Source organism: Caballeronia sp. ATUFL_F1_KS39, assembly GCF_023630985.1.
Lineage (GTDB): Bacteria > Pseudomonadota > Gammaproteobacteria > Burkholderiales > Burkholderiaceae > Caballeronia > Caballeronia zhejiangensis.
Genome location: NZ_JALQDZ010000048.1, coordinates 74,669 through 99,718, shown reverse-complemented (window position 1 = coordinate 99,718; position 25,050 = coordinate 74,669). Strand labels below are relative to the sequence as shown.

At 64.9% G+C, this 25,050-nt stretch carries 30 protein-coding genes; 10 read left to right on the top strand and 20 right to left on the bottom strand.

The genetic code is table 11. From position 1 onward, the window contains the following. Positions 1-38 precede the first annotated feature (38 nt). From NCR93_RS25065 to NCR93_RS25050, 4 genes are read right to left on the bottom strand one after another with little or no spacing between them, the layout of a single operon-like run. Positions 39-854: an ABC transporter ATP-binding protein gene (locus tag NCR93_RS25065; protein ID WP_175980551.1), complete on the bottom strand. Its 816-nt coding sequence runs from the start codon at positions 852-854 to the stop codon at positions 39-41. Then, positions 851-1,849 (bottom strand): TauD/TfdA family dioxygenase, encoded by a 999-nt coding sequence (locus NCR93_RS25060; RefSeq protein ID WP_008347633.1) that lies wholly within the window; start codon positions 1,847-1,849, stop codon positions 851-853. The genes NCR93_RS25065 and NCR93_RS25060 overlap by 4 nt, the downstream gene beginning before the upstream one ends. Further along, positions 1,849-2,094, bottom strand: a complete 246-nt coding sequence (locus NCR93_RS25055) for an MbtH family protein (protein ID WP_008347630.1) — start codon at positions 2,092-2,094, stop codon at positions 1,849-1,851. Before NCR93_RS25055 ends, NCR93_RS25060 begins: the two co-directional genes overlap by 1 nt. Before the next feature lie 37 nt (positions 2,095-2,131). Next, complete coding sequence (locus NCR93_RS25050; RefSeq protein WP_008347629.1) at positions 2,132-2,827, bottom strand: RNA polymerase factor sigma-70; 696 nt, start codon at positions 2,825-2,827, stop codon at positions 2,132-2,134. Positions 2,828-3,124: 297 nt separating this feature from the next. Here NCR93_RS25050 and NCR93_RS25045 point away from each other — a divergent pair, with 297 nt between their 5' ends. After that, positions 3,125-4,270, top strand: coding sequence for a GGDEF domain-containing protein (locus tag NCR93_RS25045; RefSeq protein ID WP_175980549.1), 1,146 nt, complete (start codon positions 3,125-3,127; stop codon positions 4,268-4,270). Between the two features lie 3 nt (positions 4,271-4,273). Here the strand turns inward: NCR93_RS25045 and NCR93_RS25040 are convergent, their stop codons facing one another. From NCR93_RS25040 to NCR93_RS25015, 6 genes are all read right to left on the bottom strand, one after another. Next, positions 4,274-5,251 (bottom strand): peptidoglycan DD-metalloendopeptidase family protein, encoded by a 978-nt coding sequence (locus tag NCR93_RS25040; protein ID WP_239294882.1) that lies wholly within the window; start codon positions 5,249-5,251, stop codon positions 4,274-4,276. Positions 5,252-5,538: 287 nt separating this feature from the next. Then, entirely contained in the window at positions 5,539-6,624 is a 1,086-nt protein-coding gene (locus NCR93_RS25035) for a lipocalin-like domain-containing protein (RefSeq protein WP_175980547.1), read from the bottom strand. Continuing rightward, complete coding sequence (locus tag NCR93_RS25030) at positions 6,624-9,167, bottom strand: FtsX-like permease family protein (RefSeq protein WP_175980545.1); 2,544 nt, start codon at positions 9,165-9,167, stop codon at positions 6,624-6,626. The genes NCR93_RS25035 and NCR93_RS25030 overlap by 1 nt, the downstream gene beginning before the upstream one ends. After that, complete coding sequence (locus NCR93_RS25025; protein ID WP_008347621.1) at positions 9,164-9,853, bottom strand: ABC transporter ATP-binding protein; 690 nt, start codon at positions 9,851-9,853, stop codon at positions 9,164-9,166. The genes NCR93_RS25030 and NCR93_RS25025 overlap by 4 nt, the downstream gene beginning before the upstream one ends. A 54-nt stretch (positions 9,854-9,907) precedes the next feature. After that, on the bottom strand, positions 9,908-10,483 hold the full coding sequence (locus NCR93_RS25020) for a DUF1993 domain-containing protein (RefSeq protein ID WP_008347619.1): 576 nt from the start codon (positions 10,481-10,483) through the stop codon (positions 9,908-9,910). A 61-nt stretch (positions 10,484-10,544) separates the two neighbouring features. Further along, entirely contained in the window at positions 10,545-12,065 is a 1,521-nt protein-coding gene (locus NCR93_RS25015) for an outer membrane protein assembly factor BamB family protein (RefSeq protein ID WP_235366245.1), read from the bottom strand. Between NCR93_RS25015 and NCR93_RS25010 the strand changes: the two genes are divergently transcribed. The 8 genes from NCR93_RS25010 to fnr all read left to right on the top strand — a co-directional run bounded on the left by NCR93_RS25010 (position 12,052) and on the right by fnr (position 16,723). Further along, a complete protein-coding gene (locus NCR93_RS25010; RefSeq protein ID WP_235366246.1) occupies positions 12,052-12,399 on the top strand; it encodes a hypothetical protein in 348 nt (115 codons plus the stop codon). The genes NCR93_RS25015 and NCR93_RS25010 overlap by 14 nt on opposite strands. A 238-nt stretch (positions 12,400-12,637) precedes the next feature. Further along, on the top strand, positions 12,638-12,865 hold the full coding sequence (locus tag NCR93_RS25005; RefSeq protein ID WP_250532299.1) for a hypothetical protein: 228 nt from the start codon (positions 12,638-12,640) through the stop codon (positions 12,863-12,865). Positions 12,866-12,959: 94 nt separating this feature from the next. Further along, the gene (locus NCR93_RS25000; protein ID WP_008347615.1) at positions 12,960-13,187 is read left to right on the top strand and encodes a hypothetical protein; all 228 of its coding nucleotides are present in this window, start codon (positions 12,960-12,962) and stop codon (positions 13,185-13,187) included. Between the two features lie 84 nt (positions 13,188-13,271). After that, a complete protein-coding gene (locus NCR93_RS24995; RefSeq protein WP_008347614.1) occupies positions 13,272-13,502 on the top strand; it encodes a hypothetical protein in 231 nt (76 codons plus the stop codon). Positions 13,503-13,547: 45 nt separating this feature from the next. Further along, entirely contained in the window at positions 13,548-14,630 is a 1,083-nt protein-coding gene (locus NCR93_RS24990) for a PAS domain-containing sensor histidine kinase (protein WP_239294880.1), read from the top strand. Positions 14,631-14,714: 84 nt separating this feature from the next. After that, on the top strand, positions 14,715-15,182 hold the full coding sequence (locus NCR93_RS24985; protein ID WP_008347612.1) for a universal stress protein: 468 nt from the start codon (positions 14,715-14,717) through the stop codon (positions 15,180-15,182). Further along, positions 15,179-15,826 carry a response regulator gene (locus NCR93_RS24980; RefSeq protein WP_008347611.1) on the top strand — a complete coding sequence of 216 codons (648 nt, stop codon included), beginning with the start codon at positions 15,179-15,181 and terminating at the stop codon, positions 15,824-15,826. Before NCR93_RS24985 ends, NCR93_RS24980 begins: the two co-directional genes overlap by 4 nt. Positions 15,827-15,988: 162 nt before the next feature. Then, a complete protein-coding gene (fnr, locus tag NCR93_RS24975; RefSeq protein ID WP_051078981.1) occupies positions 15,989-16,723 on the top strand; it encodes a fumarate/nitrate reduction transcriptional regulator Fnr in 735 nt (244 codons plus the stop codon). On the opposite strand, the gene NCR93_RS24970 is transcribed toward fnr, so the two are convergent. The 4 genes from NCR93_RS24970 to NCR93_RS24955 all read right to left on the bottom strand — a co-directional run bounded on the left by NCR93_RS24970 (position 16,699) and on the right by NCR93_RS24955 (position 18,989). Beyond that, positions 16,699-17,004: a DUF1488 family protein gene (locus tag NCR93_RS24970; protein ID WP_008347608.1), complete on the bottom strand. Its 306-nt coding sequence runs from the start codon at positions 17,002-17,004 to the stop codon at positions 16,699-16,701. The two genes, fnr and NCR93_RS24970, sit on opposite strands and share 25 nt — an antisense overlap. A 94-nt stretch (positions 17,005-17,098) precedes the next feature. Then, positions 17,099-17,410 carry a hypothetical protein gene (locus NCR93_RS24965; RefSeq protein ID WP_239294878.1) on the bottom strand — a complete coding sequence of 104 codons (312 nt, stop codon included), beginning with the start codon at positions 17,408-17,410 and terminating at the stop codon, positions 17,099-17,101. A 52-nt stretch (positions 17,411-17,462) separates the two neighbouring features. Continuing rightward, the gene (locus NCR93_RS24960; protein WP_008347606.1) at positions 17,463-17,909 is read right to left on the bottom strand and encodes a universal stress protein; all 447 of its coding nucleotides are present in this window, start codon (positions 17,907-17,909) and stop codon (positions 17,463-17,465) included. Positions 17,910-17,951: 42 nt separating this feature from the next. Then, positions 17,952-18,989 (bottom strand): zinc-dependent alcohol dehydrogenase family protein, encoded by a 1,038-nt coding sequence (locus tag NCR93_RS24955; protein ID WP_008347604.1) that lies wholly within the window; start codon positions 18,987-18,989, stop codon positions 17,952-17,954. A 151-nt stretch (positions 18,990-19,140) separates the two neighbouring features. Between NCR93_RS24955 and NCR93_RS24950 the strand changes: the two genes are divergently transcribed. After that, a complete protein-coding gene (locus tag NCR93_RS24950) occupies positions 19,141-19,335 on the top strand; it encodes a hypothetical protein (RefSeq protein ID WP_175980540.1) in 195 nt (64 codons plus the stop codon). A gap of 19 nt (positions 19,336-19,354) precedes the next feature. On the opposite strand, the gene NCR93_RS24945 is transcribed toward NCR93_RS24950, so the two are convergent. The 6 genes from NCR93_RS24945 to NCR93_RS24920 all read right to left on the bottom strand — a co-directional run bounded on the left by NCR93_RS24945 (position 19,355) and on the right by NCR93_RS24920 (position 24,948). Then, the gene (locus NCR93_RS24945; RefSeq protein WP_008347599.1) at positions 19,355-20,695 is read right to left on the bottom strand and encodes an MFS transporter; all 1,341 of its coding nucleotides are present in this window, start codon (positions 20,693-20,695) and stop codon (positions 19,355-19,357) included. 145 nt (positions 20,696-20,840) lie between these two features. Continuing rightward, complete coding sequence (locus NCR93_RS24940) at positions 20,841-21,248, bottom strand: RidA family protein (protein ID WP_033536407.1); 408 nt, start codon at positions 21,246-21,248, stop codon at positions 20,841-20,843. A 19-nt stretch (positions 21,249-21,267) separates the two neighbouring features. Continuing rightward, the gene (gene benD / locus NCR93_RS24935; protein ID WP_008347595.1) at positions 21,268-22,044 is read right to left on the bottom strand and encodes a benzoate diol dehydrogenase BenD; all 777 of its coding nucleotides are present in this window, start codon (positions 22,042-22,044) and stop codon (positions 21,268-21,270) included. Beyond that, positions 22,041-23,069 carry a benzoate 1,2-dioxygenase electron transfer component BenC gene (gene benC / locus NCR93_RS24930; RefSeq protein ID WP_008347593.1) on the bottom strand — a complete coding sequence of 343 codons (1,029 nt, stop codon included), beginning with the start codon at positions 23,067-23,069 and terminating at the stop codon, positions 22,041-22,043. The genes benD and benC overlap by 4 nt, the downstream gene beginning before the upstream one ends. 35 nt (positions 23,070-23,104) lie before the next feature. Further along, positions 23,105-23,593, bottom strand: a complete 489-nt coding sequence (benB, locus tag NCR93_RS24925; protein ID WP_008347590.1) for a benzoate 1,2-dioxygenase small subunit — start codon at positions 23,591-23,593, stop codon at positions 23,105-23,107. Continuing rightward, entirely contained in the window at positions 23,590-24,948 is a 1,359-nt protein-coding gene (locus NCR93_RS24920; RefSeq protein ID WP_033536408.1) for a Rieske 2Fe-2S domain-containing protein, read from the bottom strand. Before NCR93_RS24920 ends, benB begins: the two co-directional genes overlap by 4 nt. Between the last annotated feature and the right edge of the window lie 102 nt (positions 24,949-25,050).

The window sequence follows — 25,050 nt, the reverse complement described above, 5'->3', positions numbered from 1 at the left end:
ATGCGCGCGATGCAGGCGGCGGCGAGTCGCGAGCGTCGTCATGCGGCGATGCTCCGTTCTTCGACGCCATCGTAAGCGGGCACGCACATCGGCGCGCCCGTCTGCGGATGCGTGACGCGCAGCATGCGAACGCCGAAAGTCTCCAGCAAATGACGCGGATCGATCATCGCTTCGGGCGAGCCTTGCGCGACGATACGCCCCGCGCGCATCAGCACGATTTCGTCGGAGAACGCCGCCGCCTGATTCAGGTCGTGCAGCACCCAGACGATCGTGAGTCCGCGCTCGCGATTGAGCCGCCGCAATTCCCGCAGGATGTCGAGCTGATGATGGATGTCGAGGTACGTCGTCGGCTCGTCGAGCAGCACGATCGGCGCTTCCTGCGCGAGCGCCATCGCGATCCACGCACGCTGACGCTCGCCGCCGGAAAGCGCGGCGACATCGCGCGCGGCATCGTCGACGAGTCCGCTCGCGTCGAGCGCCGCATCGATCGCCGCGTGGTCCGCGCGCGTGAGACCGCGCATCCAGCCGCCGTGCGCGTAGCGTCCGTAGGCGACGAGTTCGCGCACCGTGAGTCCCGCCGGAATCTGATTGAACTGCGCGAGCATGGTGAGCGTGCGGGCGAGCGCGCGGCGGCGCATCGATGCGAGCGGCTTGCCGTTCACGTCGACCGATCCCGCGCGCGCCGGCTGCAAACCGGCGAGCGTGCGCAACAACGTGCTCTTGCCGCAGCCGTTCGGTCCGCATAACGCGGTGACGCGCCCTTCGGCGATATCGATGTCGAGGTTTTCCAGTACGACGTCGTCGCGATAGGCGACCGTCAACGAACGCGCGCGCAGCGCCACGGACAATGTCATCGCGCCTCGCGGTAACTCTGCGCCATCGCCACGACGACGCGGCGCGGTCCTTCGAACGGATCGCGCGCGTGCGCGGTCAGCATGTTGTCGAGCATCAGCACGTCGCCGGTGAGCCACGGAAATGCGATGCGCTTTTCGTCGAGCACCGCGCGGATCTCGGCGAGCGCATCGGCTTCGAGCGGCGCGCCGTCGCCGTAAAAGACGTTGCGCGGCACGTTTTCCAATCCGACGGCATCGACGAGCGCTTCCTGCATGTCGTCGTCGAGCGCGGAAAGATGAAAGAGATTCGCCTGATTGAACCAGACCATGTCGCCCGTGCGCGGATGCCGCGCGACCGCCTGACAACGCTCTTCCGTGCGCAGCAGCAGTTCGCCGTCGTCGCTGTCGCGCCACGCGCAGGCAATCCCGCGCGCCGCGCAGATGCGCTCGACCTCGCGCGGATCGTCCGTGCCGAACGCGTTCTGCCACGGCAGATCGAGTCCTTGCCCGAAGTTGCGCACGTACAGCAGCTCGCGCTTCGCGAAGCGTTCGACGAGCGCCGGACCGAGCGCGCGATACACCGCGCGGCTGTCGGCGATCGGTGTCGCACCGCCCGCACGCGCCGCGAGCGCGCAGTGGAACCAGATGCGCATCGGCCATTCGCGCGTGTACGACTGCTCGTTGTGCAGCGGAATCGAGCGATGCGGCGGATATTCCGTCGACGTGTACACCGCGCCCTCGACCTGGCTGCGCGGCGTCGAGGCGAATTCGTAGCCGATCAGCGGATCGCCGAACGACGCGGCGAATTGCTGGAACGCCTCGATCGACTCGACGCGAAAGCCGGTGAAGCGCACGCCGCCCGCGCGTTCGAGCGATTCCGCGACGATCGAATGCAGCAGCGGCGCGGCATCGGCGAGCGACAGATCGACGCCCGCGCGCGGCGATACGACGACCGGCAAGCCCGGCTCGATCCGCAGATCGGCGAGCGCGGGCGCGGTCACGGAGAGCGCGCTCATCAGTTCAGGCTCGCGCGGGCTTGTGTGGCGATGGCGTCCATGTGACGGCGCAGGCTCGCGGGGCGCATGTCGGTCCAGACCTGTTCGATGTACGCGAGGCAATCGGCCTTCGCGCCGCGCTTGCCGGCTTCGCGCCAGCCCGCGGGCACGTCGCGGAACGTCGGCCAGATCGAATACTGCTCTTCGTCGTTGATGACGACCGTGTAGACGAGATCGTCGGCTGCGTGGTTCTGCTGTTGCGACATGGTGATGTCTCTCTCTCTGCGAGTTGGCCTATATCGACTAGACGGATGAGCGGCGCGCTTTTTTACCGCCGACGAACGCCGGACACGCGACATTGCGTTCGCGCGCGTCGAGGCAAGCGGCGCAATGCTGCTGGGCGTCGCGCACCATGAAGTGCACGAGCGTCTGCGAGACGTTCAGCGCGCGCGCCGCGCTTTGCAGCGTCTCGTCGCGCAGCCGCACCATTTCGAAGGCGGCGCGATTGCGCTCGGGCAACTGCGCGAGCGCATCGCAGACGCGGTGCAGCGTGTCGCGGGCCTGCGCGCGCGCTTCGGGCGAGAGTTCGTGCGAGGGCACGTCGAGGCCGTCCTCCTCGTCCGCGCGATAGATGTTTTCGAGGCTTTGCCGCCTGCACGCGTCGATCGACGCATTGCGCACCATGCGCGCGATGTAGCCCATCGGCTGACGCACGGCGTCCTGCTGCGGCAAGTCGATGAGACTGACGAAGACGTCATGCACCACGTCCTCGGCACGGCTCGCGCAACCGACGACGCCGCGCGCCATGTTCACGAGCATCTGCCGGTTGGCGATGGCGAGATCGAGCAGGCTGCGCCCGGTGGCTTCGCGCTCGGGCGGCGCCGGACGCGCGACGGCGGGTTCGCGCCGATGCCAGTAAGCATCGAGAGGCAGATTCGAAGGCGGCGGCGAGGTCGAAGAACGCTTCGACGATGCCGGCTGTATGTGCATGTAAGCCATAAATCGTGCTCCACTTCCGTAGGAGTCGCGAAGCTAACGTAAACGCGAATCGTTCTCAATAAAGCCCTACATGACAGCAGGTGGTAAGGTTTCGCGCGATTCGGACGGATTCCCTGAGCGGATATGGGCGCGCGCGAAGCGGACAAAAAGTCAAGAACACGCCGCGAATAACTATTTTTTATCGCCTATTCCCAACCGATTGCGCGCCGTTGTTAAGCGGCGGCCTACTAAAGTTTCGATGCGAACGACCGTTATCCGCAGTGTGGTCCGGCCCGACCGTGACGCGAAAAGCCCGATATGGAACAACAAACTGAGGTGTTCACCCTGCCGCGCGGACGTGCGGCGACGTGGTTGCTGCACGCGGGAGCCGACATTCCCCGCGCGATCCGCGTCGCACTCGTCGGAAGCCTGTTCGGCACGCTGCCGATATTCGCGGGCGGCGTGCTGAACACGGTCGCCGTCGCGTGGGTGCTGGACAGCCGCCATCCGACGCCCGCTTTCCACATCTGGCTCGCGCTCGAAATCGCCGTGTGTCTCGTGCGGCTCGTCGTGCTCGTCGTCGCGCGACGCCGCGCGCGCGAGCGCAAATCGACGCTGACGGATACCTACGTGCTTCTCGCGCCGCTTTGGGGCGCAACCGTCGGCTACGGCGCGCTGGTCTCCGTGCTGTCGGGCGACTGGGTCGCCGCGACGCTGTCGTTTCTGTCCGCCGCCGCGATGGTCGGCGGCATCTGCTTCCGCAATTTCGGCGCGCCGCGTCTCGTCGCGGTGATGATCTTTTTGTCGCTCGGGCCGTGCTGCATCGGCGCGGTGCTCTCGGGCGAGCCGACGCTCTGGCTCACGCTTTTGCAAATCCCGTTTTATCTTTTCGCGATGAGCGCCGCCGCGTGGCGTCTGAACGGCATGCTCGTCTCCACGATGAAAGCAGAACAGGAAAACGATCGCCGCGCGCGCCACGACGAACTGACCGGGCTCCTCAACCGCGCGGGTCTTTTCCGGGCGGTCCGGTCGAGCGCGCCAGAGCACACCGCCCTGCTCTATCTCGATCTCGACGGCTTCAAGGCCATCAACGACGCCCACGGCCACGAAATCGGCGATACGCTGCTCGCGCTGGTCGCGCGCCGTTTGCGGCATCTGTCGGGCGAAGGATCGCTGGTCGCGCGGCTCGGCGGCGACGAGTTCGTGATCGTCACGCCGCCGCAGGCCGATCCGCTCGCGCTCGCGGATGTCATCGTGCGCGAGTTGTCGAAGCCCTTCGTCACCGATGCCGGCGCGATGCTGGAGATCGGCGTGAGCATCGGCGTCGCGATGTTCGATCATCATCACGACGAACTCGACGGCGTGCTGCGCGACGCCGACAACGCGCTCTACGAAGCCAAGCGCGCAGGCAAGAGCCGCCGCGTTCTGGCGGGCGTGCGGGAATCGGCCGGTCTCGCCGTCTGAACGTCAGCCGTTGAGCTCGGCGCTCAGCGCTTCCGCTTCCCTCGCGAATCGCTGGCGTTCTTCGCCGTGCAGACGATCGTCGCCGGGAAGATCGACGGTGAGCGGATCCATCGCGACGTCATCGACGTGCACTTCGTAGTGCAGATGCGGTCCGGTCGCCCAACCCGTTTCGCCGACATAGCCGATCACCTGCCCGCGCTGCACCGTTCCGCCAGTCCTGATGCCTTTCGCGAAACGCGAAAGATGCGCGTAGACGGTCGAATACGGCGGCGGATTTTCCAGCATGACGACCTTGCCGTAGCCCGTCTGCCTGCCGACAAACGTCACCTTGCCCTGCGCCGTCGCGTGCACCGGCGTCCCGATGGGCGCGGCGAGATCGACGCCGTCGTGACTTTGCCAGCGATGCACGACCGGATCGAACCTTCGCAGCGAGAAGTCCGACGATACCCGCGTGAACGCAACCGGATAGCGCGAGAACGCGGGTTTTGTGCTCTTGCCGTCCTTCGCGTAATAGCGCGTTTCGCCGTTCGGATCGCGATAAAGGAACACGTCGTGCGATGACGATCCGCTCGTCAGACGCACGGCGAGCGGCGGGTCATAGGCGGTTGCGCTGCCTTGCGGACGGTCATAGACCACGCTGAGCGTGTCGCCTTTTCTGAGATCGCGCCGCATGTCGACGTTGCTCGCGAACGCTTCGGTGAGCGTCGCGATCGTCCCTTGGTCGATGCCGAGGCTTTGCGCGGCATCGGAGAACGTCTCGTCGACGGTCGCGCTTTCAGTGGTGCGTGTCGGCGCGGGCGGCGTTTTCGGCGCGGCGCGCTGGGGCAGCGAGACCGCGGGCGCCTCGTCCTTATCGGCCAAAGCCGCGGTCGGACGATGCAGCGCGTTGCAGATCACGACCGTACAGATGGAACCGATCGCGCAAGTGAAAAGCAGTCGGCCTGCCTTGCCGGGCAAGGCGTTGGAAGAAGATAGAGGCATCGGCGGGAGGCGGATCGAGCGACGCGCGCTTAGGGCGCATCGGTCGAGGGATCAGAAGGCGCGGCGCGGGCCGCGAGCGTCGGGAAAACCCGCGCGTCATTCGATCTGCCGCGAAAGCGGGTAAATCGTCGGGGATCTTCGGACAAAAAGGCGCGCTGACATGGAAAGGCGAGACGGCGGAGGCGTGTCGAGCGAGACTATGAGACTTTTCTTAAACGAAGCTTAAGCTGCCCCTTTTTACGCTTTTGTACGAAGTTTCGCTACAGTTGCACGAGGATGCCGCCACTTCACCGCTTTTCGATCTCGATCGTCTTTGCGTATCCCGTCAGTTCGAGATATCCGCGTCCTTTTCCGCCGTCGCCGTCGAGCGTGACCGCGCCTTCCCAGTACAGCGCGCCGGTCGAATCGCGCGAGTCGAGTTCCTGATCGTCGATGAGCGGAGTCAGCCGCCAGTGCAGGCCGCCGACGCGCAGGTTCATCGCCACCGGATACGTCGTGCTCGTGCGTGGCGAGCGCCACTCGCGCTCGGGCGTGAATTCCACATCACCGGGGCCGAATTGTCGGGTGCGGCCGTCGCGGTCGCGCAATGCGGCGTGCGCCCAGACCGAATGGCCGTCGCGGGCGCGGACCTTGAAGGCCATCAGCGCGGAGCCGTCGTCGAGATTCGCGCCGAGCCAGTCCCAGCCGGCCGCATCGGATGGCAGCAACGTGCTCGACCATTCGTGGTCGAGCCAGGCACGGCCCGTCACGGCGACGCTCGCGCTCTCCTTCCCCGATGACGATGGCCGCACGACGCTGCCCGTCACCTTGAGCTGCGGCTCGCTGTAGTAATAGCTCGCCTGCTCCGGCGACGGCCCTTTGCGCGAGTAGCCGCCTTCGCCTTGGAACATCGGCGGCTGCGTCGGCGTGAAGGTGAGATGGAGCGCGAATCCGGCGGCATCGGCGATGACCGTGTAGCTGCCGTCCGCCGCGCGCGACATGCGCCATGTGTCGAGCTTGACGTCGGTGTTGCCTTCCTTCGCGTACGCCAGACCGAAGCCCTGCCGCGCGATGTTCTGATCGTGCGCGAGCCGCCCGTACGCGGGATCGGACAACGCCGCATGCGCGATGACGAGTTGCGACGGATCGAACGCGCTCTTGCCGTGCTTCTTGCCGGTGTTCGAGCGAAAGAACGTGATCTGAAACCCGAGCGGCTGGTGCTCCGCCGTCTCGAGCCAGCCGGTCGCGTACCACCATTCCGTGCGATACGGCGGATGCGCGCCGCTGTCCTTCGGCCAGTCGATGACGTGGCCGGGCGCGACGGGCGCGAACTTCGGCTCGCCGGCGAATGCGGTCATCGACATGAGCATCAACGCGAAAAGCAGCGCGCGCATCACCAGTCCTCCCGCACGGCGCGCACCGCATCGACCGACACGGCGCGCCGGCCCGACAGCACCGCCGTCGCGCACGACGACACCATCATCACGCACGCGATCGCCGCGATCATCGTCGACGGAATGTGCAGCGACATGCTCCAGTGAAACGACTGCGGATTCACGACGAACACGAGAATCAGGCTGATCGCGAAGCCGAGCACGCAGCCCATCGCGATGCCGAGCAGCGTGAGCCAGCCCGCTTCCGAAGCGAGCAGCCCGAGAATCTGCGCGCGCGTCACGCCGACGTGCCGCAGCATGCCGAATTCGCGCGAGCGCGCGAGCGTCTGCATCGAAAACGTCGCGCCGACGCCGAACAGCCCGATGACGATCGCGACCGCTTCGAGCAGATACGTCACGGCGAAACTGCGGTCGAAAATGGTCAGCGTGCGCGCGCGGATCTCGCCCGGTTGCGAGAATTCGAGCGCGCCGCCGAAGGGCAGCTTTTTGATCGCGTCGATGACCTGCGCCGCGCCCGAACCCGCGCGCAACGTAATGGCGATGTCGGTGGCGGCCGTGTCGCCGGTCAGCCGCCGATAGTCCGCGATACGCATTTGCAGCGCGCCCGTCTGCCGCACGTAGTCGCGCCATATGCCCGCGACGACGAAGCGCTCGCCCGCGCCGCCGACGGGCAAGCTCACGCGCTCGCCCACGCGATAGCCATACAGATCGGCCATCGCTTCCGAGGCCCAGACGGGCGTTTCGCCCGCGCGCCACGCGGATGGCGGCAACGCATCGCCGGTCATCTGCAACGTCGCGCCGGGATCGGCGGCGTCGAGCTCGCGCGCGATCAGCGCGACCGGCGGCTTCGCGGGATCGAGCGTCAGCTTCGTCGCGCGCGTGAACGCCGCGTGCGCGACGCCATCGACTGCTGCGATCTGCGTTTGCTGATCGGGCTGCAAGCCGCCCGTGTCGCCGCTCGATGCGATCCGCACATAAAGATCCGCCGACAGCAGATGCGCGAGCCAGTCTTCGACGGACACGCGAAAGCTCGTCACCATGATCGCCATCGCGACGATCAGCGTGAAGCTCGACAGCACGCCGCCCATCGCGATCGATGCCTGCCCGGGCGCATTGGCGAGACGCGCGAGCGCGAGCGTCGCGACGGCGTTGCGCGGTTTCATCGCGCGGCGGAACACGATTGCCGTGACACGCGGCATCAGCGCAATGCCGCCGACGAGCAGCAGCGCGACGGCGAGATAACCGCCGATGGGCGCATCGAAAACGGGCGGCGCCTGCGTCAGCGCCGCGCCTGCCGCGAGGCACGCGAGCGCGGGCCACGGCGTGCCGAGCGGTGCGAGCGCGGCTTCTTCGCTGCCCGCCTTCAACGCGGGCGCGGGCCGGGCGCGCGCCGCTTCGAGCGCGGGAACGAGCGTGCCCGCGAGCGCGACGCCGATGCCCAGCGCGAGAAAGATCGCGCTCGCTAGCGGATCGAAGACGACGCGCGGCTCGACGCCCGGAAAATATCCGCCGCCGAGATCGCTGCCGAAAAAGCGCAACGCGAGCGCCGCGACCGTGAAGCCGAGCGCGATGCCGAGCACGCCGCCCACCACGCCGAGCAGCGCGCCTTCGAGCATGATCTGCCGCACGAGCGATGCGCGCGTCATGCCGAGCACGCGCAGCATCGCGAATTGCGCGCGACGGCGCACGACGCCCGCGGCTTGCGTCGAGAACACGAGAAACGCGCCGGTAAACAGCGCGACGAGCGCGAGCACGTTCATATTGATGCGATACGCGCGCGACAGCCGGTCCGTCCGGCTCTCGATATCCTGCGTGCCGGTCACGACGAGCCGCGCGCCGAGTTCGCGTTGCAGCGTCTCGCGGAACGCATCGCGATCGACGCCGCGCGCGAGTTGCACATCGACGCGCGATAGCTTGCCCGCCATGCCGAAGCGGTTCTGCACGGCGGCGATATCCATCACCGCGATGCGCTGGCCGGGACGCGTTCGCGCGATGCCGCCCGCGACGCGCAACGTCACCGGCGACGTGCCGCTTTGCAATTCGATGCGTCCGCCATCGCGCGCGCCGAGCCAGGCGAGCGCAGCGGGCGAAAGAAAGATCGCGTCATCGGCGAGAACATCGAACGATGCTTCCGGCGACGGCACGCCGGTCAGGTCCGGCGCGATGCGCTTCGCGCGGAACACGTCGATGCCGAGCACCTTGAGCGGCGCGTTCTTGCCGGGCACGGCGACATCGAGTTCGAGCACCGGACTCGCGGCGGCCACGCCCGCGCGCGTCGCGAGCCGCGGATAAACGTTCTCGTCGATGAAAGGCTGCGCGCCGCGCACTTGCAAGTCGGCTTGACCGGAAAGGCTGCGCGCGGCGGCGGAAAACTCGTTGAACGCCGCGCCGTTGATGAGCTGCACCGCATAACCGAGCCCGACGCCGAGCGCGATCGTCAGCATGGCGACGAGCGCGCGTCCGCGATGGCTGCGCCATTGCGCGCCGAGCAGCCAGCGCGTGAGCGTGTCGGCGAATCCGCTTCCGGCGGCGATATCGCTCATCGGGCGAGCGTCGCGGCGTGCAAGGCGCCGTCGCGCAGAATCACGACGCGATCCGCGAACGCGGCCGCCGCTTCGGAATGCGTGACCATCACCGTCGCGGCGCGCGTCGCCTTGGTTTCGGCGCGCAGCAATTCGAGCACTTCGTGCGCGGTCTGCGGATCGAGATTGCCGGTGGGTTCATCGGCGAGAATGAGGCGCGGCCGATGCACCAGCGCGCGCGCAATCGCCACGCGCTGCAACTCGCCGCCGGAAAGCTGGCGCGGCATGTCGTCGCCGCGTCCGTCGAGGCCGACCGCCGCGAGCATGGCGCGCGCGGGCGCGGGCGGCATGCCGTTCAGCAGCAGCGGCACCGCGACGTTCTGATACAGCGTCAGATGCGGCAGGACGTGAAACGCCTGGAACACGAAGCCGAGCTTTTGCCGGCGTAGGCGCGTGGCGGCGTCGTCGGGAAGCGTCGAGATCGATGCGCCGTCGATCAGCACGTCGCCGCTATCGGCGGTGTCGAGGCCCGCGATCAGATTGAGCAGCGTCGATTTGCCGACGCCCGAGTCGCCCATGATCGCGACGAACTCGCCCGCGCCGAGCGCGAAGTCGAGCGCGTCGAGCACGATGCGGCCGCTGCCGTAGGTTTTCGTCAGGCGGCGGCATTCGAGGGCGGGAGAAACGTTCGGGTCGGCGGGTCGCATGGCGCAAGGTCGTAGTTCGTGTCTGCGCAAGCATTGTGCCGAAGTCGCGCGGATTCAGCCCGATTGGGGCAGCGTGCCGGGCCGGATATACGAGAACATGTGCGCCACGTAATCCGGCTTGCCGAGCGGCACGCCGTGGTTGCGCAGGATCGCGTAAGCGGTCATCGCGTGGAAATAGAACTGCGGCAGCGACCAGTCGCGCGCGTATTGCTCGCCGGTCATGTCGAAGACGATGCCGTTCGGCAGATCGAGCGCGATCGGCTCGCCGGTTCCGGCGTCGAGCGCATCGGAAGTGAGGTTCGAGAGCAATGCGATCGCATCGGCGATGCAGGCTTGCGCATCGGCGAACGTGCCCGGCGCTTCGTTCGAATGCGCGCCTTCTTTCCGCACGCGCAGCACTGTCTGCGGCAGGTCTTCGCCGCGCAGCCGGTACACCGGTTCCTGTGCCTGAAAGCACACGAAGCGCACTTGCGCGGCGAGCGGAAACATGTCGGGCGCGAGACGCAAGGTCATCAGCGCGTCGGGATTCGCGCCTTTCTCGTGCTGAAATGCAGCGGCTTTATCGAGCCACGCCGACAGGTTCTTCAACGTCTGCACGAACGTCGGAACAAGAAGACGGGTCAGTTGCATCGGAAGCTCCATGGGTCGAGGTAACGCGATCTTATATCGATGCGGCCCCGACCCGCGCCAGTCATCCGCCGAGCAGACCGAACACCATCACGCCCGTCTTCGTGCCGACGTAGACCTTGCCGTTCGCGACCGTCGGCGAGATGAACTTGTTGTTGCCGAACTGATCGCGCGTGCCCGCCTGATTGCTGTTGTAAAGCTCGATCGCGAGATTGCTCGCGTCGTAGGCATGCAGCACGGCGGTCGGCGTGGTGTTCTCGACGCCCCATACGATGCCGTCGGTATTGCCATTCGCGGAAATGACCGGCGCGAGGCCCGGAAAATTCCAGTTGCCCGCGGGACTCGTCGTCTGGCTCGATGCGCTCGTCGCGACCATCGCGTTGACGACGGGCAGCGCCTTCAGATGATCGCCCGCCGGGCCGACGTAGATCGTGTTGTTGTAGAACGCCGGCGCGGTGAACATCGGACCGGTGATCGTCGAGTAAAGCGGCTGATAGATGTGATCCGCGTTCGAATCGAACTTGCCCATCGAATCGCGGTTCACGACGTAGAGGACGCGCGTCTTGCCGCCGCCTATCGCGAGATGCTGCACGTTGCCGTTGATGTCGGTGACATCGGGCAGCACGAGCACGCCGCCCGAGCCGAGATCCAGATCCTGGTTCGATTCCACCACGGTGTTCGACGGCTCGAAGTAATCGTTGACCTGAAGCGCGAACGTCGCGCTCGGCGTGACCTTGAGGAAGCCGTTGCCGAAGTTGTTCCTGATCGGCATGTCCTGCGCGTTGATGGTCGCGTCGAACGTGCCGTTGCCGTCGAGGAAATAGATCGACGTGCCGTCCGATGCCAGGCCCGCGCCGCCCATCCAGATGCCGCCCATCTCGCCGTTCGGCGTGACGTTGAGGATGCCCGTCTGCTTGAGCGTGTCCGCGCTGTAGCCGATGAGCCAGCCGGTATACGGCAGCGTGTCGCAATGCGAGCTCCACGCCGTATAGACGACGCCGTTCAGCAGCAGCAGCGACGCGCGCTCGATGTACTGGCCCGGCGTGAACGGCACGACGCCGTTCACGCTGCCCGATCCGGTGCCGGGATACGAGCCGGTGATTTCGGTCGGGCCGCCGAACAGTTCGCCGCCCGTTGCGATGTCGATGGCGTGGATGCGCTGGTGATACGCGCCGCCGCTGTCCTTCGACATGCCGACGACATAGATCACGCCGTTGGGCCCGCGCGAGCGGTCGATGACCGGCGTCGCCGTGATGCCGATTTTCGGCGTGGTCTGGTCGCAGCCGTGATCGTCGCTCGGCACTTCGCCCGCGCCGAGCGTCGAGACTTGCCAGAGCACGGCGCCGGTGTCGGCATCGAACGCGTAGAGGGTCGCGTTCTCGGTCGCGACGTACAGCACGTTATGCGTGCCGCCCGCGATCGGCACGTTGGCGAGAAAGAGCGGTTGCGCATCGACGGCGCCATCGACGGCATAGAAGCCGAGCTTGCCGAACGTGGACGACTTCACGCTGGCGAGCGTGAGCCGGGTCTCGGCGAGCTGCTGCGCGGTGCGGCGGATGTCGTTGTGATACGTGGTGACATCCATCGGAGTCGATGCGGACGGCGAGTTCGTCGCGGGAGCGCTTGCGCTCGCGGGCGCGCTCGCGCCGTTTGCCGACGATGCGGCCGAAGGACTGGATGCCGACGCTGGGCTCGACGCCGACGCGGGACCGGATGCCGACGCGGAGCCGCCGGATGTCGAGGACGGATCGGAGGAACTTCCTCCGCTGCATCCACCGATGATTGCTGCGATAGCGACTGCGATCACGCCAACCGATAAATGCCCTTTCATCTGCGATCTCCGTTCAGGAGGGGCCGGCCCCGGTGCAGTCGCGATTATTGTCTGCAACGGCTTAAAAAAGTGGACGACGGTCGGCTGAACGCTAGGCTTTGGCGGAACGGTCGGCGGGCTGTATGTATGCGTCTCACGAATTCGCAGACAGCGGAAAAAAACCCGGACGATCGGGCAGCCAGCGCGGACGTGCGGGCAGGACTGCAAGCGGACGTTAAAGGCACAGTAAGGCTCAGGACGGGACCCGATTCGTATCGCTATCGCAGCACTGTGCGGTCTTGCCCGATTTCGACAGATGTTTTCGAGGTGAGACGCAGATGAAACGCTTGACCGCTCAGGTGATGTGCCACCCGCTCGTCGCGATCGCGGCGCTTTTCGCAGCCGATCTGCTGATGCGCTCCGATTCGGGGCTCTCCGGCGCGATGTACGTCGTTGCGGCGAAGTCGGTATCGAGACTGTTCAACGCGATGCGCAGAGGCGCGACCCGATGCCCGCAGGATTGGTCGGACTTAAGCATTTGCATGGGAAAAGTAAAAAAGCTTAAATCGGATTAAGCGACAAAAATTGAACGGTTAGGCTTACTGCTTACGGAATGTAGGCAAACGTCAGAATTGCCACGCCGGCAAAACATTAGAACCTGAGAGAGCAATGAATCGACCCGACGACGTGATCTACAAAGGGCACGTACTGAGCGCGACCGCCGTCCCGGAACAGGACAGATACGCGGCGATGCTCATCGTGCGAGAACCGGACGGCACGCGCCGTTCGAGCGGAATGCTCGGCGAATTCGCCAGCGAAACGGGCGCGGTGCGCTACGCGTTCGCTTACGGCATGGCCGAGATCGACTATCGACAGTCAGTGCAGAACCCGCGCTGATCCGCGCTGATCCGCGCGCATTCGCTCTCACGCCGCGGCATGCCTGCCGCATAAGCCTTTCGATCATCTCCACCGGTCAAATCTATGATCATCTATCATCGGGGAGCGGCTTTTAAGCCCTCCGCCACTCGTGTAGGCAACGCGTTCGTCGCGACCGCGTCGATTCTCGAAGAGGACGGCCATGCCACCTCGCTCGGCAATCTCGGCGCATTCGCAAGCAAGGACGGCGCGCTCGGCTTCGCGGTGCGCTGCGCGACCGCGTTTCTCGACGGCGACGAGCTGCCCTTGCCGCCCTTTCAGATGATGAAGCAATAGCGCCGCAACGCGTCGACGTTGCAAGCGCATCCGCCCATTGCAACGATGACCGACTGCTCCGCGACCGAACCCGGCAACACGCCTTCGCTGCTGACGGACGCACCTTTCCGTCTGCTGGTCGAAGCGGTCGAGGACTACGCGATCTTCCTGCTCGACGCGCACGGCCACGTCGCGACCTGGAACAACGGCGCACGGCGGATCAAGGGCTATGACGCGAGCGATATCGTCGGCCGTCATTTTTCCGTCTTCTATCCGGGCGACGATATCGCCGCGCGCAAGCCGCACAACGCCCTCTCGACGGCGGCGCGCGTGGGCCGCGTCGAGGACGAAGGCTGGCGCATCCGCAAAGACGGCAGCCGCTTCTGGGCGAACGTCGTCATCACCGCGTTGCACGATCCGTCGGGTAGTCTAATCGGCTTCGCCAAGGTCACGCGCGACATGACCGACCGCTTGCGGCTCACGGAACTGCAGCATGCGCGCGAGCTCTCCGCGCACGTGCAGACGGCGCTGGAAAACGAGCGCGCGTCGATTGCCCGCGAGTTGCACGACGATCTCGGCCAGCAGCTTGCCGCGCTCAGAATGCAGTTGTCGATTCTCGACAGCACCGCGCCGAACGCGCGCTTCAAACAGCAGGCGCTCACGCAAATCGACACGATCATCGGTTCGCTGCGACGCATCGCGGCGGGCCTGCGTCCGCCCGTGCTCGACGATCTCGGCCTTTTCGCCGCAATCGACTGGCTCGTTTGCGATTACCGCCGCCGCTACGATCTGACGATCCATCTGGATATCGAAGGCGACGAGGACGGCTTCGAGGCGACTGCGTCCACGTCGCTCTTCCGGCTCGTGCAGGAAGCGCTGACGAACGTCGTGCGCCACGCGCGGGCATCGGAAGTTCGCATCGCGATCGGCTGCGCGTATGCGCGCTGCACGCTGACGATCGAGGATGACGGCCGCGGCGCGGAGATCGAACGGCCGCGCGCGGCGGGCACGTTCGGCCTGCTCGGCATGGGCGAGCGCGTGCGGCAACTGGGCGGCGTCATCGAGTTTCGCAGCGCGCCGGGCGAAGGCTTTCGCGTCGTCGTGGACATTCCGCTTCATCGCCCCGCCGATGACCGGTCCGTTCCTTGACTTGCGTCAACCGTTTTGCATACGCCGTCCGTAGACTCGATCGCACACCCGCGACGCGCCAACACACCGGATCAGGAGATCGTCATGTACAACCGCATTCTCGTGCCCATCGACGGCAGCCCGACTTCCCTCCACGCCCTCGATGAGGCGATCAGGATCGCAAGCGCGAGCGCGGCGCAAATTCAGCCGCTCTTCGTCGTCGACATGCAGCCCGTTTCCTACGACGCCACGAGCGCGTTCTATCCTGGCCTGCGCGACGCATTGCTGGAGGAAGGCCGGCGGCTTGCTGCGACGGCCACGGAGCGCATGACGCAAGCGGGCGTCAAGGGCACGCCGCGCGTGTGCGAAGTCGAGTATCTCGGCGATGACATCCCGCAGCGCATCCGTCATTGCGCCGACGATTTCCGCGCCGATCTCGTCGTCATGGGCACGCACGGGCGGCGCGGCTTGCGGCGGATCGTGCTCGGCAGCGTCGCGGAAGGTTTCGCGCGGCTGTCGCGGTGTCCCGTTCTGCTGGTGCCGGGCCGCGAAACGGAAGAACCGAATCCATGACGACGAAAGTCCTGATCGCCGATGACCACGCGCTCGTGCGCGACGGCCTGCGCCATATCCTCGCGAACGCGCACGGCTTCGAGGTCGCCGGCGAAGCGAGCGACGGGCCGGGCACGCTCGCGCTCGTGCGCGCAACGGAGGCAGACGTGCTCGTGCTCGATCTGTCGATGCCCGGCCGCAGCGGCCTCGACCTGCTCAAGCAGATCAAGGACGAAAAGCCCGCGCTGCGCATTCTCGTGCTCACGATGCACGCCGAGCAGCAATACGCCGCGCGCGCGTTCAAGGCCGGCGCGTCGGGCTATCTGACGAAGGAAAGCGCGAGCGCGGAGCTGGTCGCGGCGGTCGCCAAGGTCGCGTCGGGCGGCGCGTACGTGAGCCTCGCGATGGCCGAACGCTTCGCGCAAAGCCTCACCGAACCTGACGATGCGCTACCGCATCAGCGATTGTCGAACCGCGAGTTCGAAGTGTTCCGGCGGCTGTGCGCGGGCGAATCCATCAGCGATATCGGCGAGGCGTTGTGCGTGAGCGCGAAGACCATCAGCACCTACAAAGCGCGCATCCTCGAAAAAATGCAGATTCCCCACGAAGCCGCGCTCGTGCGCTACGCGGTGCGCCATCAGCTTTTCGACGACGACAGCGCCTGAATCGAAGCGGCGCGTGTCGGCATTTCCCTACACGTCTTCCCGAATGCCTACGGCACGATCAGCCAGCACCGACATTTTTTCGAGACAGCGCACTCCATAATTGGACAGGTGACATGCGGGATCGCGCGTCGATGCGCGATCCGGTTCGACAGGAGGCGCAGCATGATTTCCGCGAGCGCAGACAGTCCCGGCATGCACGTCGACGCGAAGCCGCCGAGCACGCGTTGCTCGACGTGTTCGATGAAGCGCATCTGCATGCCGTCCGGCTTGTCGCCGGTCGATTATCAGCGTCTCGACGCGATGATCAGCTCGACGCGCTTCGTGCGGCGCGGCGAAACGCTTTTCCGCAGCGGCGATCCCTTCCAGAGTCTCTATGCGCTGCGCAGCGGCTGCTTCAAGACCGTCGTCATGCATCGCGAAGGACACGAGCAGGTCACGGGCTTTCATCTGGCGGCCGAGCCCCTCGGGTTCGACGGCGTGAGCACCGACCGCCACGCGTGCGACGCCATCGCGCTGGAAGACAGCGTCGTCTGCATCGTTCCGTTCGATCTGCTCGAATTGCTGTGCCGCGAAGTGAAGGCGGTGCAGCATCACGTTCATCGCATGATGTGCGGCGAGATCGTGCGCGAATCCAATCTGATGATGCTGCTCGGCACGATGACGGCGGAGCAGCGCGTCGCGGCCTTCCTGCTCAATCTGTCGACGCGCATGAAGGCGCGCGGCTATTCGCCCGCGCAATTCGTGCTGCGCATGACGCGCGAGGAAATCGGCAGCTATCTCGGGCTGAAGATCGAAACCGTCAGCCGCATGTTCTCGCGGCTGCAAAAGGCCGGCGTGATCGACGCGCGCGGCAAGGACGTGCGGATCCTCGATCAGGCGCGGCTCGAAGCAGTCTGAGCGCGCGCTTCGCGAAAGCGGAAAAATCCGCTGCGCAGCATCACCGACGTGCCGCCGACGCGGCTCAGCACATGTTCGGCGGCGCCTTCTATCGACGAGCGATGGCTCTCGAACGCCTGCTGCAGATCTTCCTCACGCCACGACGCCGCGCCGAAGTGATCCTCCAGCGCTTCGGCCGAAATGGTGCACTCGATCGGCTCACCGTCCGCGAAGGCGGCGAAAGTGAGCGAAGGGACATCGCCCTGATAGACGGGCGGCTGACTCGGAAACGTAACGATCATGCCGATACCTCGTGGAACGTTGATGCGACGCCAGCCGGCGCAGCGCATATCCACTTAGTTTTGGCCACGGTTTCGGAGCGCGTATTGATCTGGATCAAATCGCATCCGGCGCGCCGCGCTGAAGCAGCAGCTGAACGGCGTCATCGAATGTATGACGCAGCGCCGCGTTCACGTCGGCGTGTGTGCTGCGTTGCACCGTGACCTGCTCGGAATCGCGCGTGAGCAGAACCAGTTGCGCGTCGAAGACGGTGCGTCCCGCGCGATCGAGCGACGCCTTGATCGTGAGCCTGCAATCGACGATGTCTTTCGCGACGCCCGCAAGCCGCACGAGTTCGACGCCCGCTTCGCGTTCGATCGCGCTCGAGCCCGCGAAGCCGAGGCAGGCGATCTGCATTCCGAGGCCCATGTCATTGTTCTCCGGTCAGGCCATCGCGCGGGCGCGCCTCACTCGTCGTGGCTCACGCGTCTTTCGCGACATGCTTCGGTGCGCGCGTGAGCAGCACCGGACACGTCGAGCGTCTGACGAACGCTTCCGCGACGCTGCCGAGCGCGAGCCTGCGCAACCCGGTCCGGCCATGCGTGCCCATCACGACGAGATCCGCGGGCATGTGCACCGCGCGGCGCTGCAGGCACTTCGCGATCGTATCGGTGACGTTGCGCGTCTCCGCGAGTTCCGTTTCGCATTCGATGCCCGCATCGATCACGCGCGCATACGCGATATCGAGCGCGTGCCCGCCTTCCTCGCGCACGTTCACGCGATACTGCGCCGGATACGACGAAAGCGCGGCCACGTCGATCACGTACACGACATTCACTCGCGCACGCGCGCCGATGCGGATCGCTTCGTCGAGCGCGCGTTGCGAGCACTCGCTGCCATCGAGCGCAACCAGGATTTTGCGGTACATCGTTTTCCGGCCCGCACGGCTTCCCGCTGAAGGCCGCCCACTTCAGATTTCGATGATGACCTTCAGCGCGTTCGTTTCCGCCGCGCGGCCAAAGGTGTCGTAAGCGTCGAGCGCGCGCGCGAGCGTGAAGCGGTGCGTGATGAGCTGCTTCGGCTGCAGCCGCCCCGCGCGCACGGTCTTGAGCAGCATCGGCGTGCTGACCGTATCGACGAGACGCGTCGTGATGCTGATGTTGCGATCCCAGAGCGATTCGAGATGCAGATCGGCCTTCACGCCATGCACGCCGACATTCGCGATGGTGCCGCCCGCCGCGACGATCTGCTGGCACAGCTCGAAGGTCGCCGGCACGCCGACCGCTTCGACGGCGCAATCGACGCCCGCGCCATCGGTCAGACGCATGATCTCGGCGACGGCCTCTGTGCGCGCGATGTCGATGCACGCGCTCGCGCCGAACGTACGCGCGATTTCGAGCCGATGCGCGTCGCGATCGATCATGACGATCTGCGCCGGCGCGTAGAACTGCGCGGTGAGCAAGGCGGCGAGACCGACCGGCCCCGCGCCGACTATCGCGACCGTGCTGCCCGGCTGCACGCGCCCGTTGAGCACGCCGCATTCGAAGCCCGTCGGAAGAATGTCGGAAAGCATGACGAGCGCCTCTTCCTCGACATCCGCCGGAATCGGATAGAGGCTCGTATCGGCGTGCGGGATGCGCACGTATTCGGCCTGCGTGCCGTCGATCTTGTGGCCGAGAATCCAGCCGCCCGTCGCGCAGTGCGAATACATGCCGCGTCGGCACGCCTCGCACTTTCCGCACGACGAAATGCACGAGATCAGCACGCGATCGCCCGGCTTGAACGTCGACACCGCCGCGCCGACGTCCTCGACGACGCCCACGCCTTCGTGACCCAACACGCGGCCGGGCTCGCAGGTGGGAACATCGCCCTTGAGAATGTGCAGATCGGTTCCGCAGATGGTCGTGCGCGTCACGCGAACGATCGCATCGGTGGCGGCGGCGAGCGCGGGTTTCGGCCGCTCGTCGAGCGACTTGATGCCGGGGCCGTGATAGACGAGTGCTTTCATCTGCGAACTCCGTTGCGTGGCGTGACGTGAATCGACGCTCTCACTCTATCGGGACGCCCGCGGCTCCGATTGACTTGAATCAAGCGCACGCGCATATCGCGAGTAACATGAAACCACCTGATTGACTGCGTTTTCATTTTCAGGAGGCTGCATGAAAGCGGTGTGTCCGTTGCATGGACCGACGACCATCGTCCGCAAGAACGCGTACGGCTTTCCGGTCTATGCGTGCTGCTGCCACGACGTGCCTTATGTCACGCCGCCCGATGCCTGCACGCGCGCGCCGACGCAGCGCGGCGCTCCATCCGAGCCGCAGAAGGCCCGGCAACCGAAGCCCGCGAAGGAGTGACTGCCGGGCGCACGCGTCGTTACGCCGGATCGGCGGCGGCCACGGCGATGGCGTCATTGCGCGAACGACGCGCATCGATCAGACAAACGGCAAGCATCGCGATGACGCCGGGCACCGCGATGGCGACGAAGTTCTGCTGCAGCGGCAACGCCTTGCTCACGAGAAAGCCGATCACGATAGGCGCGAGAATCGCCCCGCTGCGCCCGATGCCAGACGCCCAGCCGATGCCCGTCGAGCGGATCGCGGTCGGATAGAACTGACCGGCGAACGCATACGTGACGATCTGCGTGCCGATCGTCGATGCGCCCGCGAGACCCACCAGGAAAAACAGCACGCCGACCGGCACCTTCACGCCCAACAGGCTGATGGAAATCGCGGCGAGCGCGTACATGGCGATCAGCACGTACTTGATGTTGAAGCGGTCCGCGAGCCATCCGCCGCCGATCGCGCCGATCATCGCGCCGAAGTTCAGAACGAGCACGAATGTGAGCGCCGAGCCGAGGCTGTGCCCCGCGCCAGCCATCAGTTTCGTCAGCCACGAACTCAGCGCGTAGACCATGAAGAGGCACATGAAGAACGCGATCCACAACATGACGGTGCTCATGCCGCGTCCTTCGGCGAAGAGTCGCGCGATCGGCGAACCGGGCGCGGCTTCGCGATCGGAAAGCGCGAAGCGGTCGGCCTCTTGCGGCACATAGCGCGGATCGACGCGCGAAAGAATGTCCTTCAGGCGCGCCGCGCGTTCGTTTCGCACGAGGAATGCGAGCGACTCGGGCATGTACTTGAGGATCACGGGCGCGAGCAGCGCCGGAAGGCCCGCCGCGATGAAGACGGATTGCCAGCCGTAGCGCTCGATCATCCCCTTGCCGACGAGCGCCGCGAGCATGCCGCCGACGGAATATCCGCTGAACATCAGCGTGACCATCGTGCTGCGGATCTTGCGCGGCGAATACTCGGTCATTTGCGCGACGACATTCGGCATGACGCCGCCGATGCCCAGTCCCGCGAGAAAGCGCGCGATGCCGAACGTCACGGGATCGCGCGTCAATCCGGCCGCGGCCGTGAATACGCTGAACAGCAGCAGACAAATGACGATGGCGGGCACGCGGCCGATCCTGTCGGCAATCGTGCCGAGAAACACCGCGCCGATCATCATGCCGAGCAGCGCGGAACTCACCATGAATCCGGCGCTCGTCGGCTGAATGCCCATGTCGCTCATGATCGACGGAAGCGCGATCCCGACGACCGCGAGATCGTATCCGTCGAAGATGATGATGAGCGCGCACCAGAACAGAAGCAGCAAATGAAACTTGCTGAACCGGGCATCGTCGCATAGCTTTTGCACGTCTATTTGCCGCATGGGTGTCTCCAAGGATGTAGGACTTGCTTTGATTCCGCGATTTTTAATGTATTGATCAGGCGGAACGATGAACGCGCGCGCGTTCTCCTTGCTGCGTGCATGGCGCAGCAAGGCCGGTTCTTTTTACGTTGACGTTTCTTGCGTGTTACGACGCGCTCGCCGTCACTACGGCGACCGCCTTGATTTCGACGATATAACCCGCGGAACCACCGAGCATATGCGCGCCGATCGCGGTCCACGCCGGCAGCGGATGCGTGTTCAGATAACGCTCGCGCACCTGCATGAACAACGGCAGATCGCGCATGTCGGTATGAAAGCTCGTCACGTCGACGACATCGCTCAACGAAGCACCCGCCGCTTCGAGCACGAGCTCGAGATTGTCGAAAGCCTGCACGATCTGCGCTTCGCGGTCTTCGACCAGTTGCATGTTCGCATCGCGTCCAATCTGCCCGGACACGTAGATCGTATTGCCGGCCTTGATCGCGGGCGCATAGCGGATCTTTTCGTAGACCGCTTCCATTCCCGCGGGAACGATTGCCTTGCGTTCACTCATGATTGCGTCTCCCGTGAGATCAGCCGTTATCGCCGCCGGCGACGGGCAATACCGCGCCGGTGATATAGCTCGCTTCGTCCGATGCGAGGAAGAGAATCGGCGCGATCTGTTCGTCCAGCGTGCCGTAGCGTTTGAAGAACGTCGATTCGGTGACCTGCTTCACCGCTTCGCCCATCCACACTTTTTCCTGCTCGCTGTCGCCGCTCGCATTGCGCGGCACGCGTCGCGCGGGCGCTTCGGTGCCGCCCGGCGCGGCTGCGACCACGCGGATGTTGCGCTCGCCGTATTCCATCGCGAGCGCCTGCGTCATTGCGTTGACGCCGCCTTTCGCCGCCGAATACGGCACGCGACGAATCCCGCGCGTCGCGTTCGAAGACACGTTCACGATGGTTCCGCGCCCGCGTTCGAGCATATGGGGCAACACGGCATGGCACGCGTAGAGCGTCGGCATGAGCGAGCGCCGGATTTCGGCGTCGATCTGCGCGGGTTCGAACTCGGCAAACGGACGCATGCGAATCGCGCCGCCGACGCCGTTGATCAGGATATCGATGCCGCCGAACGTGCGCGCTGCGAACGCCATCGCGGATGCCGCGCCTTCATACGTTTCCATGTCGGCGACGAAGCCGGCCGTATCCGCGCCCTGCGCTTCGGCGGCCACTTCCCCGATGAAGTCCGCGCGATCGACGAGCACCACCTTCGCGCCTTCCGCCGCCGCACGCAGCGCCACGCCGCGCCCGATGCCCTGCGCCGCGCCGGTCACGACCATCACCTTGCCGGCAAATCGTTGCGTGCTCATGCTGTCACCGGCGCGGCGTTGGGCGTGAACTTCTCGTAGTGGAAGCTGTTGGGCTTCACGCCGCTATCGTCGAAGTGCTTGCGCACGGCATCGACCATCGGTGGCGGGCCGCAGAGATACACATCGACATCGCCGTCATTCAGCGATTCGGCGGGCATGTGCTGCGTCACCCAGCCTTTGCGCGGATGGTTCGAATCCGCATCCGCGACGACGGTGCTGAACGTGAAGTTCGGCAACCGCGCCGTATAGGCTTCGATCGCTTCGACTTGCACGAGATCGAGATCGCGCGTCACGCCATAGATGAGGTGAATCTTCTGCTGCGAGTTCGCGCGTGCGAGCACTTCGAGCATCGAGAGGAATGGCGCGAGACCCGTGCCGCCCGCGAGGAACAGCAGCGGACGCTCCACCCCGCGCAGATAGAAACTGCCGAGCGGACCGGTCAGCTCGACCGTGTGACCGGCCTGCGCGGATTCGAGCCATGTGCTCATCACGCCGCCGGGAATCTTCTTGATGAGAAAGCTGATCTTCGTCGCGCCCGGCGCCGACGAGAACGAATACGAACGATGCTGTCCGCTGCCCGGGACATCGATATTCACGTACTGGCCCGGCAGAAAAACCGGCGCGGGCGTAGCGGCATCCACATCCAGTTCGAGCACGACGGCGGCGTCGTTGTGCGGCTCGATCTTCGTGACCGTCGCGGCGAACTTGCTCTGCGCGGTCTTGCATGCCGTCGACGATGCCGGGACCGCGATCACGCAATCGCTCGATGGCACCATCTGGCAGGTGAGCACGAGACCGCTTTCCTTTTCGTCGTCGGAAAGCGCGTCTTCGATGTAGTCGTCGCCGAGATCATAGTTGCCGCTTTCGGCGCGGCATTTGCAGGTGCCGCACACGCCGTCGGAGCAATCCATCGGCAGATTGATCTTGGCGCGGAATGCGGCGTCGAGAACTTTCTCGCCCGCCTTGCATTCGACAAAACGCGTCACGCCGTCTTCGAAATTCAGTGCAATGTTGTAGCTGGACATGTTGCCTCCTACTTCCTGTCTCGTCACCGCGAGTGTCAGACGTGATAGACGTCGAGCACCTGGCGGATATAGTCGTTCTTCAGCACAATCTTCTTGTGCGCAATCACCAGAATGTCGTCGACCTTGCGCAGCGTCACGAAGATCGTGCCGAAGAAATGATCGGTGATCTTGTAGCGGTGATTGAGCGTGTCGAAGTTGTAGCGCACATCCACTTCGTTCTCGCGCTCGGCCAGCACTTCCACGTTGGTGACGTTGTGGCTCGTGCGCGGCTCGGGCATCGAAGCGCCACTGCGCTCGGTCTTGATGCGGAACACGCGATCTTCGAGGCCGCCGCGATCCGGGTAATACATCAACGAGATCTGACTTTCGTGGTCATCGGTGATCTGATCGTCGTCGTCCCATGCGGGCATCCAGTACGTGACGTCTTCCGCATAGCAGCCGAGCCATTCGTCCCATTGACGATCGTCGAGCAGACGCGCTTCGCGATACAGCGTCGCGCAGATTTTCAGGTAGTCGAAGCTCATGCCAGTGCCTCCCCTTGTTCCTTCTTCAACGCGTCGCGCATCACGTTGACCCAGTATTCGTGCTGCACGACGAAGAGTCCTTCGTCTTCGCTGCGCTCGCCCGAAATGAGCGGCTTGATACCCATGTTCTGCGCGTTCTCGTCAGGACCGTGGACCCAAAGCGGCGCGCCGCGCGAGAGGTCGTTCCACATCGCCGTGATGCCCGCATAACCCGACTGGCACGCGCGAAATTCCTCGAGGTCGTCGCTCGTGCCCATGCCGGTCACGTTGAAGAAGTCTTCGTACTGACGGATGCGCGTCGCGCGATCTTCGGCGCTCTCGCCCTTCGGCGCGAAGCAGAAGATGCTGACTTCGGTCTTGTCGACGCCAAGCGGGCGCACCACGCGAATCTGCGTGCTGAACTGATCCATCAGAAAGACGTTCGGATAGAGGCACAGATTGCGCGTCTGATTGACGATGTAATCCGCCTGCACTTCGCCCACGCGCGCCTTGATCTCTTCGCGATGCTGATACACCGGCCGCACTTCCGGATTCATCGTCTTCGTCCACAACAGGATGTGGCCATGATCGAACCCGTACACGCCCGCGACCGACTTGCTCCAGCTATTCGCATCGACGGCCTTGGTGCCTTCGATCTTGCGGCGGCCCATCGTCGCGGCGTAATTCCAATGCACGGTGCTGACGTGATAACCGTCGCAGCCGTTTTCCATCTGCATCTTCCAGTTGCCGTCGTAGATGTACGAGGAATTGCCGCGCAAGACTTCGAGGCCGTTCGGCGCCTGATCGACGATCTGATCGATGATGACCTTCGTCTCGCCGAGATAGTCTTCGAGCGGCATCGAATCCGCATTCAGGCTGCCGAAGAGAAAGCCGCGATAGTTCTGGAAACGCGGCACGCGGCGCAGATCGTGCGAGCCGTGCGTGTTGAACTGGATCGGGTATTCGGTCGTCTTCTCGTCCTTCACCTTCAGCAGCTTGCCGGTGTTGGAGAACGTCCAGCCATGGAACGGACAGGTGAAGCTGCCCTTGTTGCCGTGCTTGCGGCGGCAGAGCATCGCCCCCTTGTGCGCGCATGCATTGATGACCGCGTGCAACTCGCCGGTCTTGTCGCGCGTCACCACGATGGGCTGACGGCCGATCCACGTCGTGTAGTAATCGTTGTTGTTCGGGATCTGGCTTTCGTGCGCGAGATACACCCAGTTGCTCTCGAAGATGTGTTTCATCTCGAGATCGAACAGATCGGCGTTCGTGAAGATGTCGCGGCGGCAACGGAAGATGCCACTCTCCTTGTCGTCCTGGACGGCGTTTTGCAGCAGTTCATCGAGCTGCGTGGCTTTGTCGGTGATGGCGGACATATGAGTTCTCCCTATGCGCGTTCCGGCGACGGAGCGCATGCATCGGTATCGAAGGGGTCGTACGGAGATTCGGGCGGCGGCGGGCTGACCGCCGCTGTTGCG

What these genes read in the sequence shown, in the direction of transcription:
- NCR93_RS25035 (WP_175980547.1), bottom strand. Translation starts at nt 6,624, where the DNA reads ATGCGCGCGCTGCTTTTCGCGTTGATGCTCATGTCGATGACCGCATTC.
- NCR93_RS25020 (WP_008347619.1), bottom strand. Translation starts at nt 10,483, where the DNA reads ATGCAACTGACCCGTCTTCTTGTTCCGACGTTCGTGCAGACGTTGAAG.
- NCR93_RS24985 (WP_008347612.1), top strand. Translation starts at nt 14,715, where the DNA reads ATGTACAACCGCATTCTCGTGCCCATCGACGGCAGCCCGACTTCCCTC.
- NCR93_RS25030 (WP_175980545.1), bottom strand. Translation starts at nt 9,167, where the DNA reads ATGAGCGATATCGCCGCCGGAAGCGGATTCGCCGACACGCTCACGCGC.
- NCR93_RS25055 (WP_008347630.1), bottom strand. Translation starts at nt 2,094, where the DNA reads ATGTCGCAACAGCAGAACCACGCAGCCGACGATCTCGTCTACACGGTC.
- NCR93_RS24955 (WP_008347604.1), bottom strand. Translation starts at nt 18,989, where the DNA reads ATGAAAGCACTCGTCTATCACGGCCCCGGCATCAAGTCGCTCGACGAG.
- NCR93_RS25025 (WP_008347621.1), bottom strand. Translation starts at nt 9,853, where the DNA reads ATGCGACCCGCCGACCCGAACGTTTCTCCCGCCCTCGAATGCCGCCGC.
- NCR93_RS25060 (WP_008347633.1), bottom strand. Translation starts at nt 1,849, where the DNA reads ATGAGCGCGCTCTCCGTGACCGCGCCCGCGCTCGCCGATCTGCGGATC.
- NCR93_RS24980 (WP_008347611.1), top strand. Translation starts at nt 15,179, where the DNA reads ATGACGACGAAAGTCCTGATCGCCGATGACCACGCGCTCGTGCGCGAC.
- NCR93_RS24920 (WP_033536408.1), bottom strand. Translation starts at nt 24,948, where the DNA reads ATGTCCGCCATCACCGACAAAGCCACGCAGCTCGATGAACTGCTGCAA.
- NCR93_RS24945 (WP_008347599.1), bottom strand. Translation starts at nt 20,695, where the DNA reads ATGCGGCAAATAGACGTGCAAAAGCTATGCGACGATGCCCGGTTCAGC.
- NCR93_RS25045 (WP_175980549.1), top strand. Translation starts at nt 3,125, where the DNA reads ATGGAACAACAAACTGAGGTGTTCACCCTGCCGCGCGGACGTGCGGCG.
- NCR93_RS24950 (WP_175980540.1), top strand. Translation starts at nt 19,141, where the DNA reads ATGAAAGCGGTGTGTCCGTTGCATGGACCGACGACCATCGTCCGCAAG.
- NCR93_RS25050 (WP_008347629.1), bottom strand. Translation starts at nt 2,827, where the DNA reads ATGGCTTACATGCACATACAGCCGGCATCGTCGAAGCGTTCTTCGACC.
- benD (WP_008347595.1), bottom strand. Translation starts at nt 22,044, where the DNA reads ATGAGCACGCAACGATTTGCCGGCAAGGTGATGGTCGTGACCGGCGCG.
- NCR93_RS24990 (WP_239294880.1), top strand. Translation starts at nt 13,548, where the DNA reads ATGACCGACTGCTCCGCGACCGAACCCGGCAACACGCCTTCGCTGCTG.
- NCR93_RS25000 (WP_008347615.1), top strand. Translation starts at nt 12,960, where the DNA reads ATGAATCGACCCGACGACGTGATCTACAAAGGGCACGTACTGAGCGCG.
- NCR93_RS24940 (WP_033536407.1), bottom strand. Translation starts at nt 21,248, where the DNA reads ATGAGTGAACGCAAGGCAATCGTTCCCGCGGGAATGGAAGCGGTCTAC.
- NCR93_RS25065 (WP_175980551.1), bottom strand. Translation starts at nt 854, where the DNA reads ATGACATTGTCCGTGGCGCTGCGCGCGCGTTCGTTGACGGTCGCCTAT.
- NCR93_RS25015 (WP_235366245.1), bottom strand. Translation starts at nt 12,065, where the DNA reads ATGGATGTCACCACGTATCACAACGACATCCGCCGCACCGCGCAGCAG.
- benB (WP_008347590.1), bottom strand. Translation starts at nt 23,593, where the DNA reads ATGAGCTTCGACTACCTGAAAATCTGCGCGACGCTGTATCGCGAAGCG.
- NCR93_RS24970 (WP_008347608.1), bottom strand. Translation starts at nt 17,004, where the DNA reads ATGATCGTTACGTTTCCGAGTCAGCCGCCCGTCTATCAGGGCGATGTC.
- NCR93_RS25040 (WP_239294882.1), bottom strand. Translation starts at nt 5,251, where the DNA reads ATGCCTCTATCTTCTTCCAACGCCTTGCCCGGCAAGGCAGGCCGACTG.
- fnr (WP_051078981.1), top strand. Translation starts at nt 15,989, where the DNA reads ATGATTTCCGCGAGCGCAGACAGTCCCGGCATGCACGTCGACGCGAAG.
- benC (WP_008347593.1), bottom strand. Translation starts at nt 23,069, where the DNA reads ATGTCCAGCTACAACATTGCACTGAATTTCGAAGACGGCGTGACGCGT.
- NCR93_RS24995 (WP_008347614.1), top strand. Translation starts at nt 13,272, where the DNA reads ATGATCATCTATCATCGGGGAGCGGCTTTTAAGCCCTCCGCCACTCGT.
- NCR93_RS24965 (WP_239294878.1), bottom strand. Translation starts at nt 17,410, where the DNA reads ATGGGCCTCGGAATGCAGATCGCCTGCCTCGGCTTCGCGGGCTCGAGC.
- NCR93_RS24960 (WP_008347606.1), bottom strand. Translation starts at nt 17,909, where the DNA reads ATGTACCGCAAAATCCTGGTTGCGCTCGATGGCAGCGAGTGCTCGCAA.